This window comes from Belnapia sp. AC561 (assembly GCF_979252845.1).
In genome coordinates, this window is sequence record NZ_CEEDBP010000064.1 from 1 (window position 1) to 16875 (window position 16875).

The 16875-nt window shown below is 64.1% G+C and carries 14 protein-coding genes and 1 pseudogene; 6 read left to right on the plus strand and 9 right to left on the minus strand.

Annotated elements, in window-relative coordinates; translation table 11 throughout:
• The 3 genes from AC0IW9_RS28825 to AC0IW9_RS28835 form a co-directional block, all read left to right on the plus strand.
• The coding region (locus AC0IW9_RS28825; protein WP_471651751.1) for a hypothetical protein at nt 1–257 on the plus strand (257 nt) is incomplete at its 5' end.
• Nucleotides 247–2481, plus strand: a complete 2235-nt coding sequence (locus AC0IW9_RS28830) for a VIT domain-containing protein (protein ID WP_471651752.1) — start codon at nt 247–249, stop codon at nt 2479–2481. The genes AC0IW9_RS28825 and AC0IW9_RS28830, both read left to right, overlap by 11 nt.
• A gap of 340 nt (nt 2482–2821) precedes the next feature.
• On the plus strand, nt 2822–3814 hold the full coding sequence (locus AC0IW9_RS28835) for a Bug family tripartite tricarboxylate transporter substrate binding protein (RefSeq protein WP_471651753.1): 993 nt from the start codon (nt 2822–2824) through the stop codon (nt 3812–3814).
• A gap of 261 nt (nt 3815–4075) precedes the next feature.
• Here the strand turns inward: AC0IW9_RS28835 and AC0IW9_RS28840 are convergent, their stop codons facing one another.
• From AC0IW9_RS28840 to AC0IW9_RS28850, 3 genes are all read right to left on the minus strand, one after another.
• Complete coding sequence (locus AC0IW9_RS28840; protein ID WP_471651754.1) at nt 4076–4933, minus strand: KilA-N domain-containing protein; 858 nt, start codon at nt 4931–4933, stop codon at nt 4076–4078.
• A gap of 1068 nt (nt 4934–6001) precedes the next feature.
• Nucleotides 6002–6592 carry a hypothetical protein gene (locus tag AC0IW9_RS28845; protein WP_471651755.1) on the minus strand — a complete coding sequence of 197 codons (591 nt, stop codon included), beginning with the start codon at nt 6590–6592 and terminating at the stop codon, nt 6002–6004.
• Nucleotides 6593–6716: 124 nt separating this feature from the next.
• Nucleotides 6717–7316 carry a hypothetical protein gene (locus AC0IW9_RS28850; RefSeq protein WP_471651756.1) on the minus strand — a complete coding sequence of 200 codons (600 nt, stop codon included), beginning with the start codon at nt 7314–7316 and terminating at the stop codon, nt 6717–6719.
• 424 nt (nt 7317–7740) lie between these two features.
• Here AC0IW9_RS28850 and AC0IW9_RS28855 point away from each other — a divergent pair, with 424 nt between their 5' ends.
• Entirely contained in the window at nt 7741–8496 is a 756-nt protein-coding gene (locus AC0IW9_RS28855) for a hypothetical protein (protein ID WP_471651757.1), read from the plus strand.
• 272 nt (nt 8497–8768) lie between these two features.
• Nucleotides 8769–9131 carry a hypothetical protein gene (locus tag AC0IW9_RS28860; protein ID WP_471651758.1) on the plus strand — a complete coding sequence of 121 codons (363 nt, stop codon included), beginning with the start codon at nt 8769–8771 and terminating at the stop codon, nt 9129–9131.
• 373 nt (nt 9132–9504) lie between these two features.
• Here the strand turns inward: AC0IW9_RS28860 and AC0IW9_RS28865 are convergent, their stop codons facing one another.
• From AC0IW9_RS28865 to AC0IW9_RS28890, 6 genes and pseudogenes are all read right to left on the minus strand, one after another.
• On the minus strand, nt 9505–10989 hold the full coding sequence (locus AC0IW9_RS28865; protein WP_471651759.1) for a YfjI family protein: 1485 nt from the start codon (nt 10987–10989) through the stop codon (nt 9505–9507).
• Complete coding sequence (locus AC0IW9_RS28870; protein ID WP_471651760.1) at nt 10982–11872, minus strand: DUF7146 domain-containing protein; 891 nt, start codon at nt 11870–11872, stop codon at nt 10982–10984. The genes AC0IW9_RS28865 and AC0IW9_RS28870 overlap by 8 nt, the downstream gene beginning before the upstream one ends.
• Nucleotides 11873–11876: 4 nt before the next feature.
• On the minus strand, nt 11877–12242 hold the full coding sequence (locus AC0IW9_RS28875) for a helix-turn-helix domain-containing protein (protein ID WP_471651761.1): 366 nt from the start codon (nt 12240–12242) through the stop codon (nt 11877–11879).
• A 1006-nt stretch (nt 12243–13248) separates the two neighbouring features.
• Nucleotides 13249–13599, minus strand: a pseudogene (locus AC0IW9_RS28880) (transposase family protein); the annotation flags it as partial.
• Nucleotides 13600–13888: 289 nt separating this feature from the next.
• Entirely contained in the window at nt 13889–14278 is a 390-nt protein-coding gene (locus AC0IW9_RS28885; RefSeq protein ID WP_471651762.1) for a recombinase family protein, read from the minus strand.
• 161 nt (nt 14279–14439) lie between these two features.
• Nucleotides 14440–15723, minus strand: a complete 1284-nt coding sequence (locus AC0IW9_RS28890) for a hypothetical protein (RefSeq protein ID WP_471651763.1) — start codon at nt 15721–15723, stop codon at nt 14440–14442.
• A gap of 280 nt (nt 15724–16003) precedes the next feature.
• Between AC0IW9_RS28890 and AC0IW9_RS28895 the strand changes: the two genes are divergently transcribed.
• Nucleotides 16004–16840 (plus strand): pPIWI-associating nuclease domain-containing protein, encoded by an 837-nt coding sequence (locus tag AC0IW9_RS28895; RefSeq protein ID WP_471651764.1) that lies wholly within the window; start codon nt 16004–16006, stop codon nt 16838–16840.
• Nucleotides 16841–16875 lie beyond the last annotated feature (35 nt).

Genomic DNA, 16875 nt, shown 5'->3' on the forward strand with positions numbered 1-16875 from the left:
AGAGCCATGTCGAGGCGATCCGCCGCTACCAGCGGCTGCGGCAGGACTACAAGCCGGCGCAGATCCGGATCCTGCTCCAGGCCGAGGCCAATGCGGGGGACGGTACGCGGATCGCCCTGGCGCCCGGCGTGACGTTGGTCGTCACCCCGGCGCTTCTCGCTTTCGATACCCACCCCCGCGCCATCGGCGACCTAGCCGAGGCTGCGCTCGATGCCGTCCTCAAGCACCGTTCCAAGGAAAATCCCGATGCCGCGTAGCTCCATCACCGCCCAGGACCCGCTGGGCGGGTTCCGCCACCTGGCGATGGTGGCCAGCACGCAGCGGCCCATCCCGCTGGCCGCGACCCGCTTCTCTGTCCGCATCCTCGGCAATCTGGCGCTGGTGACGGCGGAGCGGTGCTTCCGCAATGACGAAGCCCAGTCCATCGAGGCCACCATGACCTTCCCGGTGCCGGTCCATGCCGCCCTGGTCGGCATGTCGGCGCGGATCGGCGAGCGGACGGTCGCCGCCGCCACCCAGCGTAAGTCGGCGGCCCGCGAGACCTACGAGGCGGCGATCGATGGCGGCCAGACCGCGGTGCTGCACGAGGAGGCGCTGCGCGGGGTGCACATGATCAGCGTCGGCCACGTCCCACCGGGCCAGGAGGTCGCCGTCCTTGGTACCTGGGCCATCCCGCTGGCCGCCGCTGGGGACGGCGCCATCCTGGTGATCCCAACCACGGTCGGCGACGTCTATGGCCGCAGCCCGCTGGCGGACAGCGACGACCTGACGCATGCCCCCATTCTATTGGAGGCCGATCTCAAGGTAAGCTGCGACAGCGGCGTCGTCTCCCTCGAGGGCAGCAGGCTGATAGAGGGCAAGGCCCGCGTCACCCTCAATGCCCCCATTGTCATCCGGGTGGCCGGTGCGGCGCCGCAGGTTCTTCGCGGTGTCGCCGCGGATGGGCGCACCGTTGCTCTGACGGTCGAGCCCGTGACCCCGGGCGACGCGGCGCTCGATGGCGTCCTGCTGCTGGACAACTCCGGCTCGATGAACGAGGCCGCGGCCGGCGGCCATGGGGGCCGGGTCCGGATACCCTCCAAGCATGAGGTGGCCCTGCGCGGTCTCAAGGGCATCGCCGCCGACCTGCGTCCCGCCGACCGGCTGGATATCTGGGAGTTCAACAGCCTCCCGCGGCATCTGGGCCTCGGGATCGGCGCCGCCACCGTGGGCAAGTTGGTTGCTCGGCTGCAGCCGCCGACCGGCGGGACCGAGACGGGACAGGCGATCGAGGCTGTGCTGGCAGGCCGTGAAGGTGCGGACGTGCTGCTGGTGACCGATGGCCAAAGCCATGCCCTCGACGTTCACGCGCTGGCGCGGCGCGGCGCCCGCTTCACCGTGGTGCTGGTCGGGGAGGACAGCCTGGCGGCCAATGTCGGACACTTGGCGGCGCTGACCGGCGGGCAGATCTTCGTTTCCTCCGTCCTCGACCTTGCCGAGGTCCTGCAGCAGGCCATCACCTCCCTGCGCTGTGACCGGCTGCACCAGTCGAAAATCGAGGGCAAGGCGCCGGATGCCGCTGCCACTCTGATGGGCGGCATGCGGGTGACGGCCCGCTGGGAGCCAGCCTCGCACCCACCGCTGCCTGCCGCCGTGACCGAGGCTGGCCGCGCGATCGCCGCCTATGCGGCCTGGCTGGCGCTGCCGTGCATGGCGGAGGAGGAAGCCGCGGCGCTAGCGGAGGCCGAAGGCGTGGTCTGCCACCTCACCTCGATGGTCCTGGTGGACACGGCGGGCGAGGCGCAGCAGGGCATTCCGGCCCAACGCAAGGTGCCGCTCATGTCCCTGGGGCCCTTGGCTGACCCGCACCCACTCATTCCAATGGACGCCGCCTGCTATCCGACACCACGAACGGCCGCCATGCGCACCGCCGCCCGGGCCGCCGCGGGGATGGCGCCGGTGCCTGGTGCGCCCACGGTGCACGCCCCCTCCTCCAGCGTGCCGCCGCGGCTCGATCCTGCCCGCAGTGGTGGGATGTCCAGGAAACACAGGAGCGGGGATGTTGCTGGCCAGGGGGATCTAAGCATCCCGACGTTCCTGCAGCACGCGGGTCGTACCAAGGTTGACCCGATCACCCGAAAGCGCAGCCTCTCGAAGCCCAGCCCGCAGGCATCCATGGGCTCGATCACGCCCAAACCGGGTGACCTCAAGGCCTGCATCGGCCTGGTCGATTGGACCGGCAATCTGGAAGCGCTGCGCCAGGGTGTGCTGCGGGGCAACGTGCCGTCCGACGTGCTGACGCAACTGGAGGCAGCGGCGACGCTTGGCGCAGTCCAGGATCTCGCCGCTGCGCTTGGCGTCACGGTCGAGGCTGTCGCGGTGGCGTTGCTGGCGCGCGCCGATGAGCTATCCAGCCGCAGCGCGGCGCGCTTGGCGCGTGCCGTTCTCAGAGCTGCCGACAAGCCGATGCTTGAAGCGGCAGCACGGGCAGTTGGCCTCTGAATGAAGCAGGGTAGGTCTGGAATACGATCATGACGGTCCGGATAGCGACCGAGTAGTCTGACGAGGAACATCTATGCCCTGGTGAGCGGTAGGCCGGCTGGCTGAGGTGTGCACTATCGCCGGTACGAAAGTCCGAGGTGGCTTTCGTGGCAAAACCGGGAACCGGTATCCAAATCGCTGGATCCACATCGATGAAGTTTTGCTTCGCCGTGAACGCATTCGTCAGCCTACCAGCATGACACAGCGCCGGTCGCGTCTGTCTGGACCGTACGCAGCGAAGCTGGTCTGATCCCGACAACGGCGCCACGACTTTGCGAGCGCTACGGGAGGAAGATCGGCCATGAAAGCAGTCTTTGGTCGGCGTGCCCTGGGCGCCGCCACGCTTCCGATGTTGACGACACCCAGGCTGGCGCAAGCCGACCTCGCTGCGTGGCCGAACCGTCCGGTGCGGCTGATCGTCGGCTACCCCGCTGGCGGGTCCACCGACATCTGCGCCCGCATCCTGGCGGAGGACTTCCGCACCCGCCTGCCCCAGCCCATGGTGGTCGAGAACCGCACCGGCGCCAACGGCTCCCTTGGCGCCGCACACGTGGCCGCAGCGACGGACGGGCACACCCTGCTGATCAGCAACACCAGCACCATGACCGTCAACCATCTGCTTTACCGCGATACGCGCTACCATCCGCTGCGCGACCTGCTGCCCATCGCCACGATCACCATCAGCCCCTTCATCCTGGTGATCAATCCGCGCAATCCGCGCACCCAAGGCGTACGTACGCTCGAGGATCTGATTGCACTGGCACGGCGGCAGCCAGGACAGGTCACCTATGCCTCGGCCGGTGTCGGGAACCTGCAGCACCTGCATATGGAGCAACTGCTGACCGTTGCCGGTATCCGGATGCTGCACGTGCCCTACCGGGGGTCATCGGTTGCCACCAACGCCATGGTAGCTGGCGAGGTGGACGTGTTGCTGGACACCCCCACCACGGGCGGGCCACTGATCCAGGCAGGGACCTTTGCGGCATTGGCCACCACCGGCGAAGCGCGTTGGCGCGAGCTGCCGGAGGTGCCGACAGTCAGGGAGGCCGGCTACACCGACTTCAGCGCCGTTTTCTGGAACGGCTTGGTCGCACCCGCCAACACGCCACCCGAACTGGCGCAGAAGCTATATGCCATGATGCAGGTGGCTGCGGCATCGCCCTCGGCGCGCGCTCCCCTGTTGGCCCAGGGTGATATCTTCGTGCTGGATCCTGTGCGCTTCCGCGAACGCATCTCCGCCGACATTGAGCGGAACGCTGCGGCTATCAAGGCTGCCGGTATCGAGATGCAGTAAGCTGCCGCAGCTGGACTGGCCGCAGGTTCAAGTGTGACAAACCAAGCGCGGTGCTTTTCGCTCTGCCATGAGATTCGAAGCAGCGACCGCTACCAGCATCGACGGCCGCAATGCCGATGCCAAGCTCTTCAATCGGACCTGAAGCGCGATTGCTTTCGGGAAAGGCGCGTGTGAGTCCAAAACACAAAAAGCCCCATGACCTCGGTTTGAGGGCATGGGGCTTTGTGGGTCCTCCCCTGAGGGAGGACCTTTGAGTGACGGCTACGGTACCAGCGACGCGGGCCGGAGACGGCCGCGCCGGCGGTATTCGAGGACCTTGGCCTGGAAGGCCCGGAACTCAGGGATCCGCGCGAAGCGCACGAGGTAGCCGCCGTAGGTCAGCTCACGGTGGCACGCCGTGCAGATCAGCCAGCAGTGCTCCGGCCGGTTGAGACCGGCGTGGAAGACGTGATCGAACTCGGCGCCCGGGGCCGGCTGGCGCTCGAGGGTGAGGACCGGCGCGATGCCACAGCAGGGGCACCGGCCGAGGAAGGGCTCGGCCGCGGTGACCTTGACGATGATGGCCTTGGTTTCGCCTGAGAAGCGGCGCCTTTCGCCCAGCAGCAGGTCCTGCGCCGAAAGCTGCAGGAGCATCAGGTCGGCGGCGTGCCGGTCGAGGATATCGAGCCGGTCGTGCAGCTGCCGAAGCTGCTGGGCGATCTGGTGGGCCAGCCGCTCGATGCTGCTGGCCGTGGGGTCCTCCGGCGGCTCCATGGCGGCGCGGACGACGGTGTTGCACCAGAGGTGGAAGGCGGGGGCGAGATAGCGGGCATAGGCCAGCGCGAGCTGCCAATGCCCCCAGGTCCCGCCCTGGTGGCCGCGGACGGTGGCGATGAAGCCATCAGTGTCGAGGTGCCAAATGCCGGTGTGGCCGGCATTTGCGGCGACCGGCTCGTCGAGCTCGGTCCAGTGGGTGCCTGCGTGGGCACGAAAACGTCGGGTCTCCTCCAGGAGCAGCCAGTCGGAGGGGCGCCGGTTCGCCGGGCGGTCGGCTGCCTGCCACATGTCGGTCAGGTTGAGCATGGTGCCGCGGCGGCGGATGGGCGTGCCCTGGTAGCTGAGGCTGTCGATGGGGGTCATTGGGATCTCCAAAATCGGGTTTCGGCCCTTGCTCAATCGGGCCGCGACGGTCGGCTCAGAGCTGCCGAGACCACGGGAGACGGGTTGGGATCCGAAGGGGCGGCAGGAGGGCCCGGCCGCGCGATGGCGGCCGGGCCCGACACGGCAGCCGGCTATTGGCCGGCCGCCGCACTGCCTGGCGCGGGCTTGGCCCGCGCCGCTGCCGCACGTATGCGGCAGGCCGGCGCAGCATCCCCGGAGGGATACGCAGCGGCGCCGGGTAAGCCTCGTCCACGCCGCCGTCCTGCCACCGCTGGCAGGGCAAGGGTTCGCAGCAGCGGCCGGCTCAGTGCCGGATGCGCGGTGCCGGGCCCGTGTAGCGCCCAGGAGGGCGCCACGCGGGCTCCGCCGCGGCGGGGGACGAGGAGAGACGAGAGGCCTGTGACCCGGCCCTGGGCCCGGTCAGGGGCGGCGCGGGAAGGCTACCGGGAGGTGCAGGCGATGGCAGCGTGGTCCGTGCCGGCCGGCTTGTGCTCGACCCTTCCGGGGCGATGACCCGGACTGCGTTGCTGTCAGGGGAGCGGGGGTGCCGGCGAGGTCGTGCCTCTCGCTCATTACAGATGGTGTATCATCTACTGATTTCAATGCATTACCGTAAATAATGATGGCTGACCTGCAGCTTAGCCGGTGGTCTTTGGGCGGCACCTTCAGACTGCACGCTTAGCCGACAATGGGTCGACCTTGGCGTACCGCGGCTTAGCCAAACAGGATGTGACGCCCGCCTAGCCCGCAGCGTCCTCCCCTGCCCCCCCCGCAGCTCAATGTTCCCTCCCTGAAGTGCGGGGGGACTGCGGGGTTTTGCGGGCGTGGAACGATTGGAACGCTGTTCAGCCAATGCCTTGGCCGGGAGCACCAGCCTTTCCCACGCCCTCAACCACCGAAGTTGGCAGGTCAGTGGCAAGGTGCCGGGCGGCGCCGGAGAGGGTCGCTCCACTCTGGCCCCCCTCCCCCCCGGGTGTGCAGCCAGATGCCGGTCTGGACGCCAACGGCTGCTTAAGGGTCGGGCCAGGACAGGGTTCGGCGGGTGGGTCAGAAGCTGTCTTCCAGCGCCTCCAGGTCGATCGGCTGGATGGAAAACCAGACCGGCTCGGCGCTGCGCGCAGCCATGCGCAGGATGGGCTTGGCTGCCGACAGAAGTTCCTCGAGCGAGCGGAAGGGGTGGATAGCCTCCTCTCCATCGCCGGCACGCATCAGCAGGCCGAAGCCCGGCTTGCCGGCCCGTGGGGTGGATGCGGGCTTGGGTGGTGGCCGAGGCGAAGCCTCGCTGCGCCCACGACGTGGCTGTGGCGTAGGGTCCGGGGCAGGACGCGCCGTGGGGCTGGCTGGCGTTGTGCCGGGCTGCTCCGGCGGGCCAGCGGAGGGTGTTGGCTCCGGTCCCACGTCGGCCAATCCGCTCAGCAAGTCCGCCGCGGCCGCATCCGCTGCCTGGGCCACGGCGGAGATGCTGGCCGCCGCGTTCTGCCCCGCGCCCGGTGCCTCCTGCCGGCGCAGCTTGGCGAGGATGGCGTAGATGTTCGCAGGGGTGCAGCCATAGGCCGAGGCGACCTCGGCGACCTTGTGCCCCTCGACGTCAATCCGGTGGCGGATCGTCGCATGATCTTCGCGGGCAATCCTCGGCATCGGCCCCTTCCCTGCTGGCGTGCTGCTGTCAGCGCCAATGGAGCATCGCACGTCAGCCCGCAGGGGTCAGACCAAATTCAAATTTGAATTTCAAATCTGACTGCTGCCGCTAGCCGCCGAATGGCTAGAGCAGCGAGGACTGCGGCTGCGGCATGGCCTGGACAGCCCGGCGGCGAGGCAGGACGGGCGGTCGCGTGGGTGCTGGCTTGCCGGCAGCCTTGGCCGATCCGCCGTAGCCGTCGTCGGCCAACAGCCGCAACCGCAGCCCAGCAGCGGCAGCCTCCGCCGGCATCTCCAGCGGCACCGGCCAGAAGCATTCGATTTTGTCGTCGCCGCGGAGTGCCAGGAAGACCACCCGCTCGACCCGGCCCGTGCCATCGGTCTCGATCGCCAGCCAAAAGGCCAGGCCCTCGGCGGCGGTCTCGCCTAGCGCCAGGGAGAGCTGCTGGACCCCCATCTCCTGGCGCTTGAGCGTCCGCTCGGTCAGCTCCTCGGCCGAGCCCCGGTAGAAGCGCACCGGCACGCCGTTGCCATCGTCCCCGATGACGAAGACGAAGTGGGCGCTGTCATCTAGCACCTCCAGCCAGGGGTACTCGCCTGAGGCTGCCGCCCGCTCCAGCCGATGGCGGCCGAAGGCGAAGGCGCGGTAGCCGACCGACCAGGGATCGTCGCCCATGGCGTGGCTGGCCATGGCGAGGGCGTCGCGGCGGGCATTGGCCAGCATGCGGGCGCAGAGCCCAGGCCTTCATCGGTCAAGGTGGGATGGAAGTCCCACGGCAGGCGGGCGGACGTCGGTGGGGACGGATCGGCGTGCTGAACGATCAATCGTACCACGGGCCGGACGATGAGTGACGGAATTCAAGGGGATTGGGTCGCGGGACCCTCACGGTGAGGGACGATTTGCATGCCGCACCATCACGGCCCGCCAAACCGTCCGGCGCACCGGACGGTTTGGCGGCGATGACAGGAGAATAGCAGCGGTCTCGTCGAAGAACCGTTCGAGCAGCCGCACCATTCGGGCCGCTTGCCACTTCAAGTTTACAGTCAGTGGCAGCGAAGTTTTTAAATTCCGCGATGAAAAACTGGAAGTTAGCAGTTCACCTGAATGTTCTCCGCTTGGTAGAGAAAGGCATGACGCGGAGTGTGTGATGAGCCGTGACCCGGATGTTCCCCATGATCCCACGCTGGCCGTGCTGGTCGACAAACCCGCGCCCAATGGCAGTGGGACGCTGGCCCGCCTGCTGGAGCTGGATGCCACCAGACGGCGCCAGCGCGCGCGCAAACTGAGCACCGCCAAGGATACCGTCGGCGCCGACCGGTTGATGCATGACGCGGCGTTTCTTGAAAGGCAGGCAGCCCGGTTTCGCCACCCAAGGGAGGCAGTTGGTGGGGCCCTGATGACCGGGAACGGTGGCGAGGTGGTCGAGGCTGAGCCGGGGCCGGATCCCTGGCAGCAACAGGTCCAGCAGCCCCCGGACATGCTGGCGGCGGAGGCGACGCAGCACCGCTTCAAGCTGGCGGCCAATGTCTCCGACCTGACCCTGACCTTGGCTCTCGAGTTGTGCGAGAGCCTCGGGGCCCGCGATGCCTGGGAGCGCAACCTGCTGCATCAGGTGGCGGCGCTGCATGTGCTGTCCATGACCGTGACCGCCAAGGCCCACGCCTTTGTCACGCTGGCAGCGAGTTGGGTGCCCGAAGGCCGGCAGCAGATGCAGAGCATCGAGGCGGCGCGGCTGGCGGCGGTGATTCCGCGGTTGGCGGAGGCGGCACAGCGTGGGATGGCGGCGCTGGAGCGGTACAGGAACGGCAACCGGCAGACTGTGACGGTGCAGTACGTCACCGTGGAGGCGGGCGGCCAAGCGGTGGTCGCCGGTGCGGTGAGGCCCCGGAGGCGCCGGCCATGAGCGATGCCGCGCCGGCGCCTGATAAGCCCCGTCCTGGCGCCAGGACGCCGGAGGGCCTCGAGCGGTGCCGCCGAGCAACCTGGAAGCATGGCCTGCGCAGCGCCGAGGCGATTATGGCGCAGCGGCTACGGGGCGAGGCCCGGCGCGCCGTTGCAGCCATGAAACGTCTGATCCGGGAGGCGAAACACTAGGCTAAGCGCAGCGCTTCTTCATCGCCAACGCCGCCAATGTAAAAAGCCCTATGACTACGGTTTTTAAGATCAAAGGACTTCGTGGCCTCCAGCGCGGAGGCGGGTTGGAGCTTTACTCAAGTAATAGTCGTCCTGTGTGCACAACTGCCGAAGGTGCTCAAGCATCTGCGGCCTGAAAGGTTTGAAGTCTGGGAAACCATGCAAGCGGACAAAATAATTACGATAGGCCTGCTCGGCATAACATGCCGAGCAGGCGAGTTAGCTTGCCTCGGATCTTTTGAAGCTGCGATGGAAGAAATCGTCGAACTTCGCGCCGACCACGGCCTGCCACCCCACATGGACGAATACGCTGCCGCAGCAGAAGCACTTGACGGCAAAACGGCTTCGGCCATGGGAATCTGCAATCGTGGCCCACGACGTCATGATGCGGGTTCCCCTGGCTGAGTCACTTCAACGCAATAGGATAGCGGCAGCCAATGGGGTACGAAGGATTAGGTGGACACGCCCGCCTGGCAGCCTTCTGGGCGGCTCGCCGGACGGGGCGGGGCTGCTGCAACAGCCGAGAATCATAGGTTGTTTGGTGATTTGTTACGTGGGATTCCGGACTATGGTACCGGCACCGGGATAACAACGCACCGCCACGCTCGCTTGTCCTGGTCGGGCACAGTGGATTTGCTCGTAGCCACCTAATCCACCTAATCCGCCTAACCGGGGTGAATGAAATCTTAAGATTAGGTGGATTAGGTGGATTAGGTACACTCACGCCCTGGTTGCAGAAGCCTGGCGAGGAAAATGTCACAGGGGCAAAGCCAGCGCGTCATAGCACAAGTTCCCATGCTTCCCGCCGCTCCTTACCGTCCATTACAGTCCGTTCGGCCAACCGACGAACCCAGCCATGATCTTCAAGAATGCCGACAAGCCGTCGCGCTGTAGCAGCATCCCTGATCGCATTTGGGCCGCTTTGATAGATACAAGCGAGATGAAGCTGCGGAATAGGACGCTCTTGCCACCACGATAACAGTTTGCCTGCCAAACGAAGGTCCGGCGAAATAGCCGCCGCATCTTGCAGACGAAGCAACTCTGCCCCGTAATGACGGGCTAGCGAAATTCCATAAGCCATGAACTTGGCCGACACAGCCACGGCGTCGGGGTTGTCATAAACTGTTAGGACTGCTGCCAGCCGACCGGCATGCTCGGCCGCTTTGGCCCCGAAGGCCTTTATGACATGCCATTCGCCATTCTGCCTGATCATGCCCTCCGTCCAATTAAAAAAATCTGTCCATAGTGTGCGTGCCTCCGAGTTCAATGTGAGGGGTGGGGGGTCCAACACATCTATTGTTCCCGACGCAAACGTGGGCGGGCAGGAAAGCAGGTATTCAAGCCGGAGGTTATACGTTTCTAGTACCGTACGACACTCAGTTGGCGTTTCACGCCAGCACCGCTTACCTGCCGTACTTTCCGGCGCAACGAGCAGTCCTCGTGCCGTAAAGCCCAAACTTGCAAACATGGCGTTGTTGAATAGCTTGTCGGCTACGCCAGGTTGCATCATGATATGGCAAGTGCAACGCCGACCCATTAAAAATGTGGCACCATTTTGCGCTCGCACTCGGCGTATCGGGTCACCGTCCCAAATCTTGTTGAATAATGCGACCGTACGCATCTCCGCCTCATTACTGAACGCGTGCCCGCCAAGGACGACGCCACCTTCTGCGCTAAATACTCCGCACCATGGGCGACCCTCAGCCAGTTGGCGTTCTAGTCCCTCAGGCGTAAAATTTTCCAGTAAGATCATTGGACTAAGCGGCCGCTTCGGCTCTGGGCCCAAATCATCAAAAGCCTCGCGCATCGCAGCACGGTCGCCCTTACGCATCTTCTTTATGTGCTCGCGCGCCGCCTTCCATGCATCAAGTTCATTAAAGTAGTGCGCCAATTCCGCTGGATGTTGTTCCATCCAGCGGCGTTCCATAGCGGTTATCGCTGCAAGCGCGAGCTTATCGACACTACTTTTTCGTTCGCCGCTTTCAGCCACCGAAAAGAAGATTCCCGTCAATGGTTTGCGTCCTCCTCCTGGCAGTTCCACAGAACGTAGAAACTGCGCTGGTACCGACACAGCCGCTAGAACTGCTTGGCAGCAAATCGCTATGGATGCCTGCGTCATCATTTGTATTGCTTCTGCAGCGTCGCGCAGTGGTCCTAAGGCTTCTACGGGAAAATCCGGCGCTGGTGACATCTCGCGATGCAACGGTCGTTTCTCAACAGTCAATGGCGAGGAGACATCGAAGATCTTAAAATCGTCAGGCATCGAGACCTCCCTGCCGCGCGATACGAGCGCAAAGTAGGTCGTTGAAATCCATCTCAGGGATGTCAGGTATGGCAATCCGAACTGAACGCCCCTCGGCGACCCATCGTTGTGCAGCAGTTTGAGCAGCGAGAAGCCCAGGTTTATCAGCGTCAGCTGCGATCACGACCAACGGGCAAGCTGGCAATGGTGGGAGGGGAAGCTTGGCTAAGTTGCCTGCAGAGACAGCAGACCAGGCAGCGCCCCCAATCATCCGTGCTGCAGAAAGCGCGTTCTCAATGCCTTCCGCGACAACAAGGGAAACGTCGCCATTAGGTTGCTGAAGCTGAACTGCACATCCGGACACAGGCCCGAGGCTTGCTCTTGCGGGAACGACCGCCGCTTTGCCGGTTCCGTCTGACCGCAGAAAGGTGCGCTGGACAGCACGGAACTCACCAGTCCACGTGTCGCGGACCGCAGCCAATATCGCCGGAAAGCATCCGCCATCAGGATGCGGGGTTTTTGGGTGGAAGCGAAGTGCATCGGACCTTTCGTCTATTAGTCCCCGACTTGGCAAATAGGCCTGACCAAGACTGTCGGGTACTGGCATGCTCGCATCCCAAAGTTTTAAAGCTAATGCGGACATGTTTGCGCCAGTGTTTGGAAGTCTGCTTTTTTGATGGTCGCGTGTGGAATGCGCTATCCAGGTATCGCCCAAAGCTTGCTTCACTGCTTTGGTCAAGCAGTCGCGGTCTTGGCAAGAAGCGCACCACCACAATGTACGTCCATTCTGCTGATTTACTATAAAAGTGCCTTGATAGTGGCAACTAGGGCAGTCTCCGCGCCACTCACGTTTCGCTGGATGTGCACGGAGGTTCAGGCGAGCAGCTAAAACATTTGCGCTCATCTATTTAACTCCGGCCTCGGGCACCTGTGAGGTTCCGCCAATCGCCATTAAGCCAAGATTTGATATCCGCTTCTGTCAGCCTGATGCTGCGACCAACTCTTATGATCGCCAGACGCTGCAGCCGGATTGCACGCCGGATTGTGCTGTCAGCGAAGCCGGTCGCTGCCACGACCTCCGCTATCGTATAAAGACGGTTGAGAGCCGCATTAGGCTGTCGAGACCTACCGTCAAGACTGGTTACCGCTTTCGGAGTATCCTCGAGACTAGCATCAAGGTTCATAACAGCCTGCGGCGTCGCGCAGACCATGTTGCCGAGCCCAGACTTGAGGCTGGTGGCAGGTGAGGGAGAAGATGGGGGCTGCTTTTTCATGGCAGCCAGATGATTAGTCAGGACCGGTCGCGGCCGCTAAATGGGTAACGCCTTAAGTCGAAATGCTTTTCTTCCTCTTCCACGAACCTGAGCATGTCGGTGACGCCCAAATTTTTTGAGATTCTCGCAGCCACTGGTTAAGCGTCTCGTCACCAGGGTTTAACAGTAAAGACTGGCTATAGACTTTTGTCTGCGGATATCTATCGGCGCCGGCGCGCAAATGAGCGAACAAGGTTTGCAGTAGTCGCAGCCAGGGCCCACTCGGCTTTCCATCGTCTGCTCGACGTGATCGGACTGGCCGCTTACCTGTTTGTCGAACTACTATTTCCAGCATGATCAGGACCGCACGACGAACATTTGACTGTGCCGTCTCGTGTGCTGGTGGAGGTACCGGCCTCGCTGCTGCTGCCGCGGTTGCCCAGCACGCAAGTCTCTTCAAGGCTGCTAGAGTTTCCAGCGGTGTACCGATCTGACCTGATACGCTCATTGCGTCATCTATGGCTGACCAAGCCTGCTCAAGACGTGCACGGCCTTCATCAAGATGATCTGGACCGGCGGCCGCATCCACGAGGGCCAAATGCTCGGTTGGGCTCAGTGCGATGCGGGCATTTTTCAAGGCTGTAGATCGCCGCTTGATCGGGCCCACCGTTTGGATTTGCCCCGCAAACGCCTCTGCTGCTTCGATCAAGCGATGAAGTTTCCGCGCCACCGTTGAGCGGCTTGGTTCAGTTTCGCGCAATAAAATACTAGTAAAAAATGTCTGCGCTACAGCATTCAAGCCACTTGTCATATTATTTAGAATTTCTTCTTTGAGGTTCGGAAGCTTTCCATGGGCAGTTATCAGTGCATATGAATCTTTTGTTTCAAACCATTTGTTATCCGATTTAAATCGGTGATGTAAATTTTTCCCAAATAAGACATCGTCAGCGTATTTTATATTGGATTTAGCGTTTTCTTCTGTTTTTGGATGTTCCAACGACTCACACTTGCCGTGATCTTCTTCGTGAAGTTTGGGCCGGCGGGAGATGCCATTGCGTTGCAAGCAGCGATGAAGCGACGAGCGGGTAAGATATGGGATCTTCAATTTGAGGGCAGAGAGGCAGTCATCAATTGGCAATTGGGTCTGGCGACGAAACGCGATGACCATGGATTCATTTTCAACCGATAGTTTGATAGATCTTGGTACCTTAGGTCCTGTCGGCAAATCGGCGGCTGAGTTCCGTTTTTTCCATTTAGCAACCGTTTTCGGATTGATCCCGAAGTGGTTTGCTAAAGACCGCTGACTTTCACTGCTAAGTCGAATCGCTCGGCGGATTTCAAGTGTTGTCGTTGCCTTACCGTGCAGAACCCGCCCCATAATGCGTCCTACCATTCACTGGAAAGCATGCACCACTAAACCCTGGGACTGATACCAGTCTGGTATGCCAGCGTCATGGAACAGGCCAAACTTTCTTCGCACTGCCCGTCTACCATGGGCCTTTCTTCCCGTGACGCCCCGGCCATGGCCAGCGACGAGAGGGCTGACGATCCCTGGTCGGTTGACTGCTGCGCCTTCGCCTTCAGCCACCACCGGCTGGGGCGGGCGGCAGCTTCAGACCTGTCCCCTTGGCTGGAGGAACTGGACGACAGCGTCCACTTCGTCTTCGTCAGCGGCGCGAATGGCAGCGGCGTACTGGGGCGCTTCTACCGTGGTGCCGCCGAGGAGCTGACTGAGCGGACAGCAGGAAGCGCGCGTTCCAGGCCAGCCTATCGAGCTTGGCGATCAGCAGCGTGGCGCGCTGGGCGCGGCAGACGGCCAGTGCCGCGGCGAACTGCGGCCGGTCGGTCCGCTTGCCGCTCTCGACCTCCTGGAACTCGGCGGCGACCGCGCCGCCGGTCGAGCTGACGTGGCGCGCCACCGCCTCGCGCTGGGCGTCGAGCCTGAGGCCGGAGCGCCCCTGGCGTTCGGTGCTGACCCGGAAGTAGGCGATGTAGCGCACCGGCCCGATCGGGCCGGCGGCGAGCGCCTGGACAGGATTCTTAGGGTCTGCGGGCATGTGGCAGGGGTTCTACCCCGTGCTCTGTTTGTCTGTTACGGATCCAAAGGAGTGTTTGACGGTCCGTGACAGAGCCTGGGCCGTGAAGCGATCAGACCCTGTTAGGAAAATCGGCGGGTCTGAACACTACTGGATCCAGCTGGACGCTGGCATGCCCGCATTCAATCCGCTGGCCACCAGGGCGCGGGCTCCAAAACACTGCCAGCAACGCGGCACGGCACCTGCGCGGTCATCGTCCGCGGCAGGAAGCCAGGCCGGCCGCGGTCCAGCGGTGCGGAGGAGACGAGCCACGCCTGCCGTCCCTCGACCGCCTGCGAGTAGGCAAGGCCGACCCCCGCGACAAGCGCTTCCTCCGTGAGCGTGACACGGAGCGAGAAGGTCCCGGGACGGCCGGGTACCTCCTCCCGTGTCACGGAGGGTGGCGGGAAAGCCGTGCCGATACCTTGCTCCACCCGCCCACCCGGCAGGATGCCGAATTGCGCGACCGCCGCGACGTTGCGGCCATCCGCGTCGCCATCGTCGTGCGCGTCACCGAGCCAGAGCTCGATATGCGGCAGGTCTACCCAGCTACGCGGCGGGCGCGAGGCCGGACGCGCCGCCAGGGGGTCGGTGACCTGGATCAGCAGCGTCATCGTCCCCTCCCCGTGCGGCAGGGCCAGGGCGCGGAGTTCGGCCGCCTCCGTCGCCGGCGCGGGACGACCGAAGGCAAGGGTCGCCTCAGCGGTGGAGAGGCGCAGCGCGCAGCCGCCGAGCCGCGGCACCCGCCGTCCGGCTGCGACCTCCGCCGGAAGGTTCGGCGCGACGATCGCGCGGGCCGTCCAGATCCCCGCTGCGCCAGGACCGCCGTTCGCCGGAGCCTCGGGACAGCCGACCTTCTCCGGGTCGCGCACCCGGTCGGCGTAGGCCCAGGCGATGAACCCGAAGGCATCGAAGACCTCCGACCGCCCGGGGCCGCCCGTCGCGCGGAAGCCGCAACCTGCGCGCCGGATCAGCGCGGTGGGCTCCAGCCGGATGTCACGACGGTCGGTCCAGCGGAGACTGCTGCCGCCGTACTGTTCGTGGGTCAGGAGGTTGCGGCCGACCGTCACCTGGTCCTCGCCCACGCCCGAGGCGCCATAGCCGTCATTGCAGAGCGTGAGGATGCGCCGGGGCGCCGACCCGGGGCGAAGGAGCCAGTATTCCTCGCCGCCGTCGCGCGTGCTGCCGTCGCCTGCGCGGCAGCCCTCCTCCGGCGCATCGGCCGGCTTGTCGGGGAGGCCGAGCAGGATGCGCACGACGGTGAGCGGCGCTCCCGCGGCGCTGGTGCCGGCCGGATGGCGCTCCGCCGTCCGGCAAGTCGCGCGGGCGCCGCAGACCGCATTGCTTTCGGCTGTGGCCTTGGGCGCGGGGGCGGCTGCGACGGGGCATGTGGCGAGGAGGATTGTGAAGGGCAGGATGTGCCGCATGACGCGACGCTAGCGCAGATCACGGGCCGCCGCATGCCTCGCATGGGGCAGGCGTGGTGCCTCGCCAGGGCTGGGGCGGCGTCGCAAGTTCCCGGAGCATGCGGCAGTCCTCTCCTGCCCTCGATCGAGATTAACTATGCTCCATAACGCCCCAAGGGAAGCCTCTTCTCCAAGCCCAGAACCGCCGGACGATAGTGGCTCCAACCTCCCGCAATGTCCGCCGAATGGGTTCAGCACGTTCTAAGGTAAGCACAAAGGATAGTTCGGAGCACGAGGCGGAATGATGGCAACCATTACTACCGAGTGGGACGATCTGCCGCTGATGGATTTCGAGCGGCTTCTGATCGCTGGTGCCCTCCGGGTCGCGGCGGATGCCGAGAATCCCATCCGGGGGAACATGTTCTCCAGCGCGTTCCGGGAGTTACTGACCTCGCTCCTGCACCGTCTGGCGGCTGACGAGGATGTCCAGCGGTGCCACTGGTTTACTCAGATTGCAGGCACCAACGGCCCTACCAGGGCGCAGCGCGCCAAATTCGCCGCCCAGGGAGGACTTCCCGACAGCCTCATCCCAGAAACCGATCCAACGTTCAGCGAGCTTCTCCGCTCGGTCGTGAAGTCAATCGAGCGGCTGAACGGCTACGTCCACTTGCGGCCTGGCAAAGTGCTCTACGACACCGAGGCCATCGCCGAACTTCAGGCAAACATCCTCTCTGCGCTGTATGACTTGTTCGAGGCACTCAGGATTTGCCGTGACGTAGTGTTCGAAGCCGTTAAGGAAGAAGTGGACTCCGCGACCGTCGAGGCGCTCACCGCGGAGGCGCTGGGCGACGTCGAGATCCTGGCTACCCACCACACAATCGAGCACGTCGAATGCAAAGGCTTCACAGTAGATAAAATCGGCCCGACCGACATCGAGGTTGTGTCCGTGGGCACGATCTACTTGGATCTGCGCTACGGCTCGATGTCGGACCTCAGGCGGGGTGAAGGTGCTGAGATGAGTGTCGACTTCCCCTTTGCGGTCACTCTTTCGGCCCCCATCGCGAACCTGAAAGACCTCTCCGTCACCCGACGCGAGGTAAGCGTCAGCCTATCACCACGGCTTGACCATCTGGTCTGAGGTTCCACGGCAGCAGGTCATCGATCCTGCTTGCG

What these genes read in the sequence shown, in the direction of transcription:
- AC0IW9_RS28830 (WP_471651752.1), top strand. Translation starts at nt 247, where the DNA reads ATGCCGCGTAGCTCCATCACCGCCCAGGACCCGCTGGGCGGGTTCCGC.
- AC0IW9_RS28865 (WP_471651759.1), bottom strand. Translation starts at nt 10,989, where the DNA reads ATGCCTGACGATTTTAAGATCTTCGATGTCTCCTCGCCATTGACTGTT.
- AC0IW9_RS28845 (WP_471651755.1), bottom strand. Translation starts at nt 6,592, where the DNA reads ATGCCGAGGATTGCCCGCGAAGATCATGCGACGATCCGCCACCGGATT.
- AC0IW9_RS28885 (WP_471651762.1), bottom strand. Translation starts at nt 14,278, where the DNA reads ATGCCCGCAGACCCTAAGAATCCTGTCCAGGCGCTCGCCGCCGGCCCG.
- AC0IW9_RS28855 (WP_471651757.1), top strand. Translation starts at nt 7,741, where the DNA reads ATGAGCCGTGACCCGGATGTTCCCCATGATCCCACGCTGGCCGTGCTG.
- AC0IW9_RS28835 (WP_471651753.1), top strand. Translation starts at nt 2,822, where the DNA reads ATGAAAGCAGTCTTTGGTCGGCGTGCCCTGGGCGCCGCCACGCTTCCG.
- AC0IW9_RS28870 (WP_471651760.1), bottom strand. Translation starts at nt 11,872, where the DNA reads ATGAGCGCAAATGTTTTAGCTGCTCGCCTGAACCTCCGTGCACATCCA.
- AC0IW9_RS28895 (WP_471651764.1), top strand. Translation starts at nt 16,004, where the DNA reads ATGATGGCAACCATTACTACCGAGTGGGACGATCTGCCGCTGATGGAT.
- AC0IW9_RS28840 (WP_471651754.1), bottom strand. Translation starts at nt 4,933, where the DNA reads ATGACCCCCATCGACAGCCTCAGCTACCAGGGCACGCCCATCCGCCGC.
- AC0IW9_RS28875 (WP_471651761.1), bottom strand. Translation starts at nt 12,242, where the DNA reads ATGAAAAAGCAGCCCCCATCTTCTCCCTCACCTGCCACCAGCCTCAAG.
- AC0IW9_RS28890 (WP_471651763.1), bottom strand. Translation starts at nt 15,723, where the DNA reads ATGCGGCACATCCTGCCCTTCACAATCCTCCTCGCCACATGCCCCGTC.
- AC0IW9_RS28850 (WP_471651756.1), bottom strand. Translation starts at nt 7,316, where the DNA reads ATGCTGGCCAATGCCCGCCGCGACGCCCTCGCCATGGCCAGCCACGCC.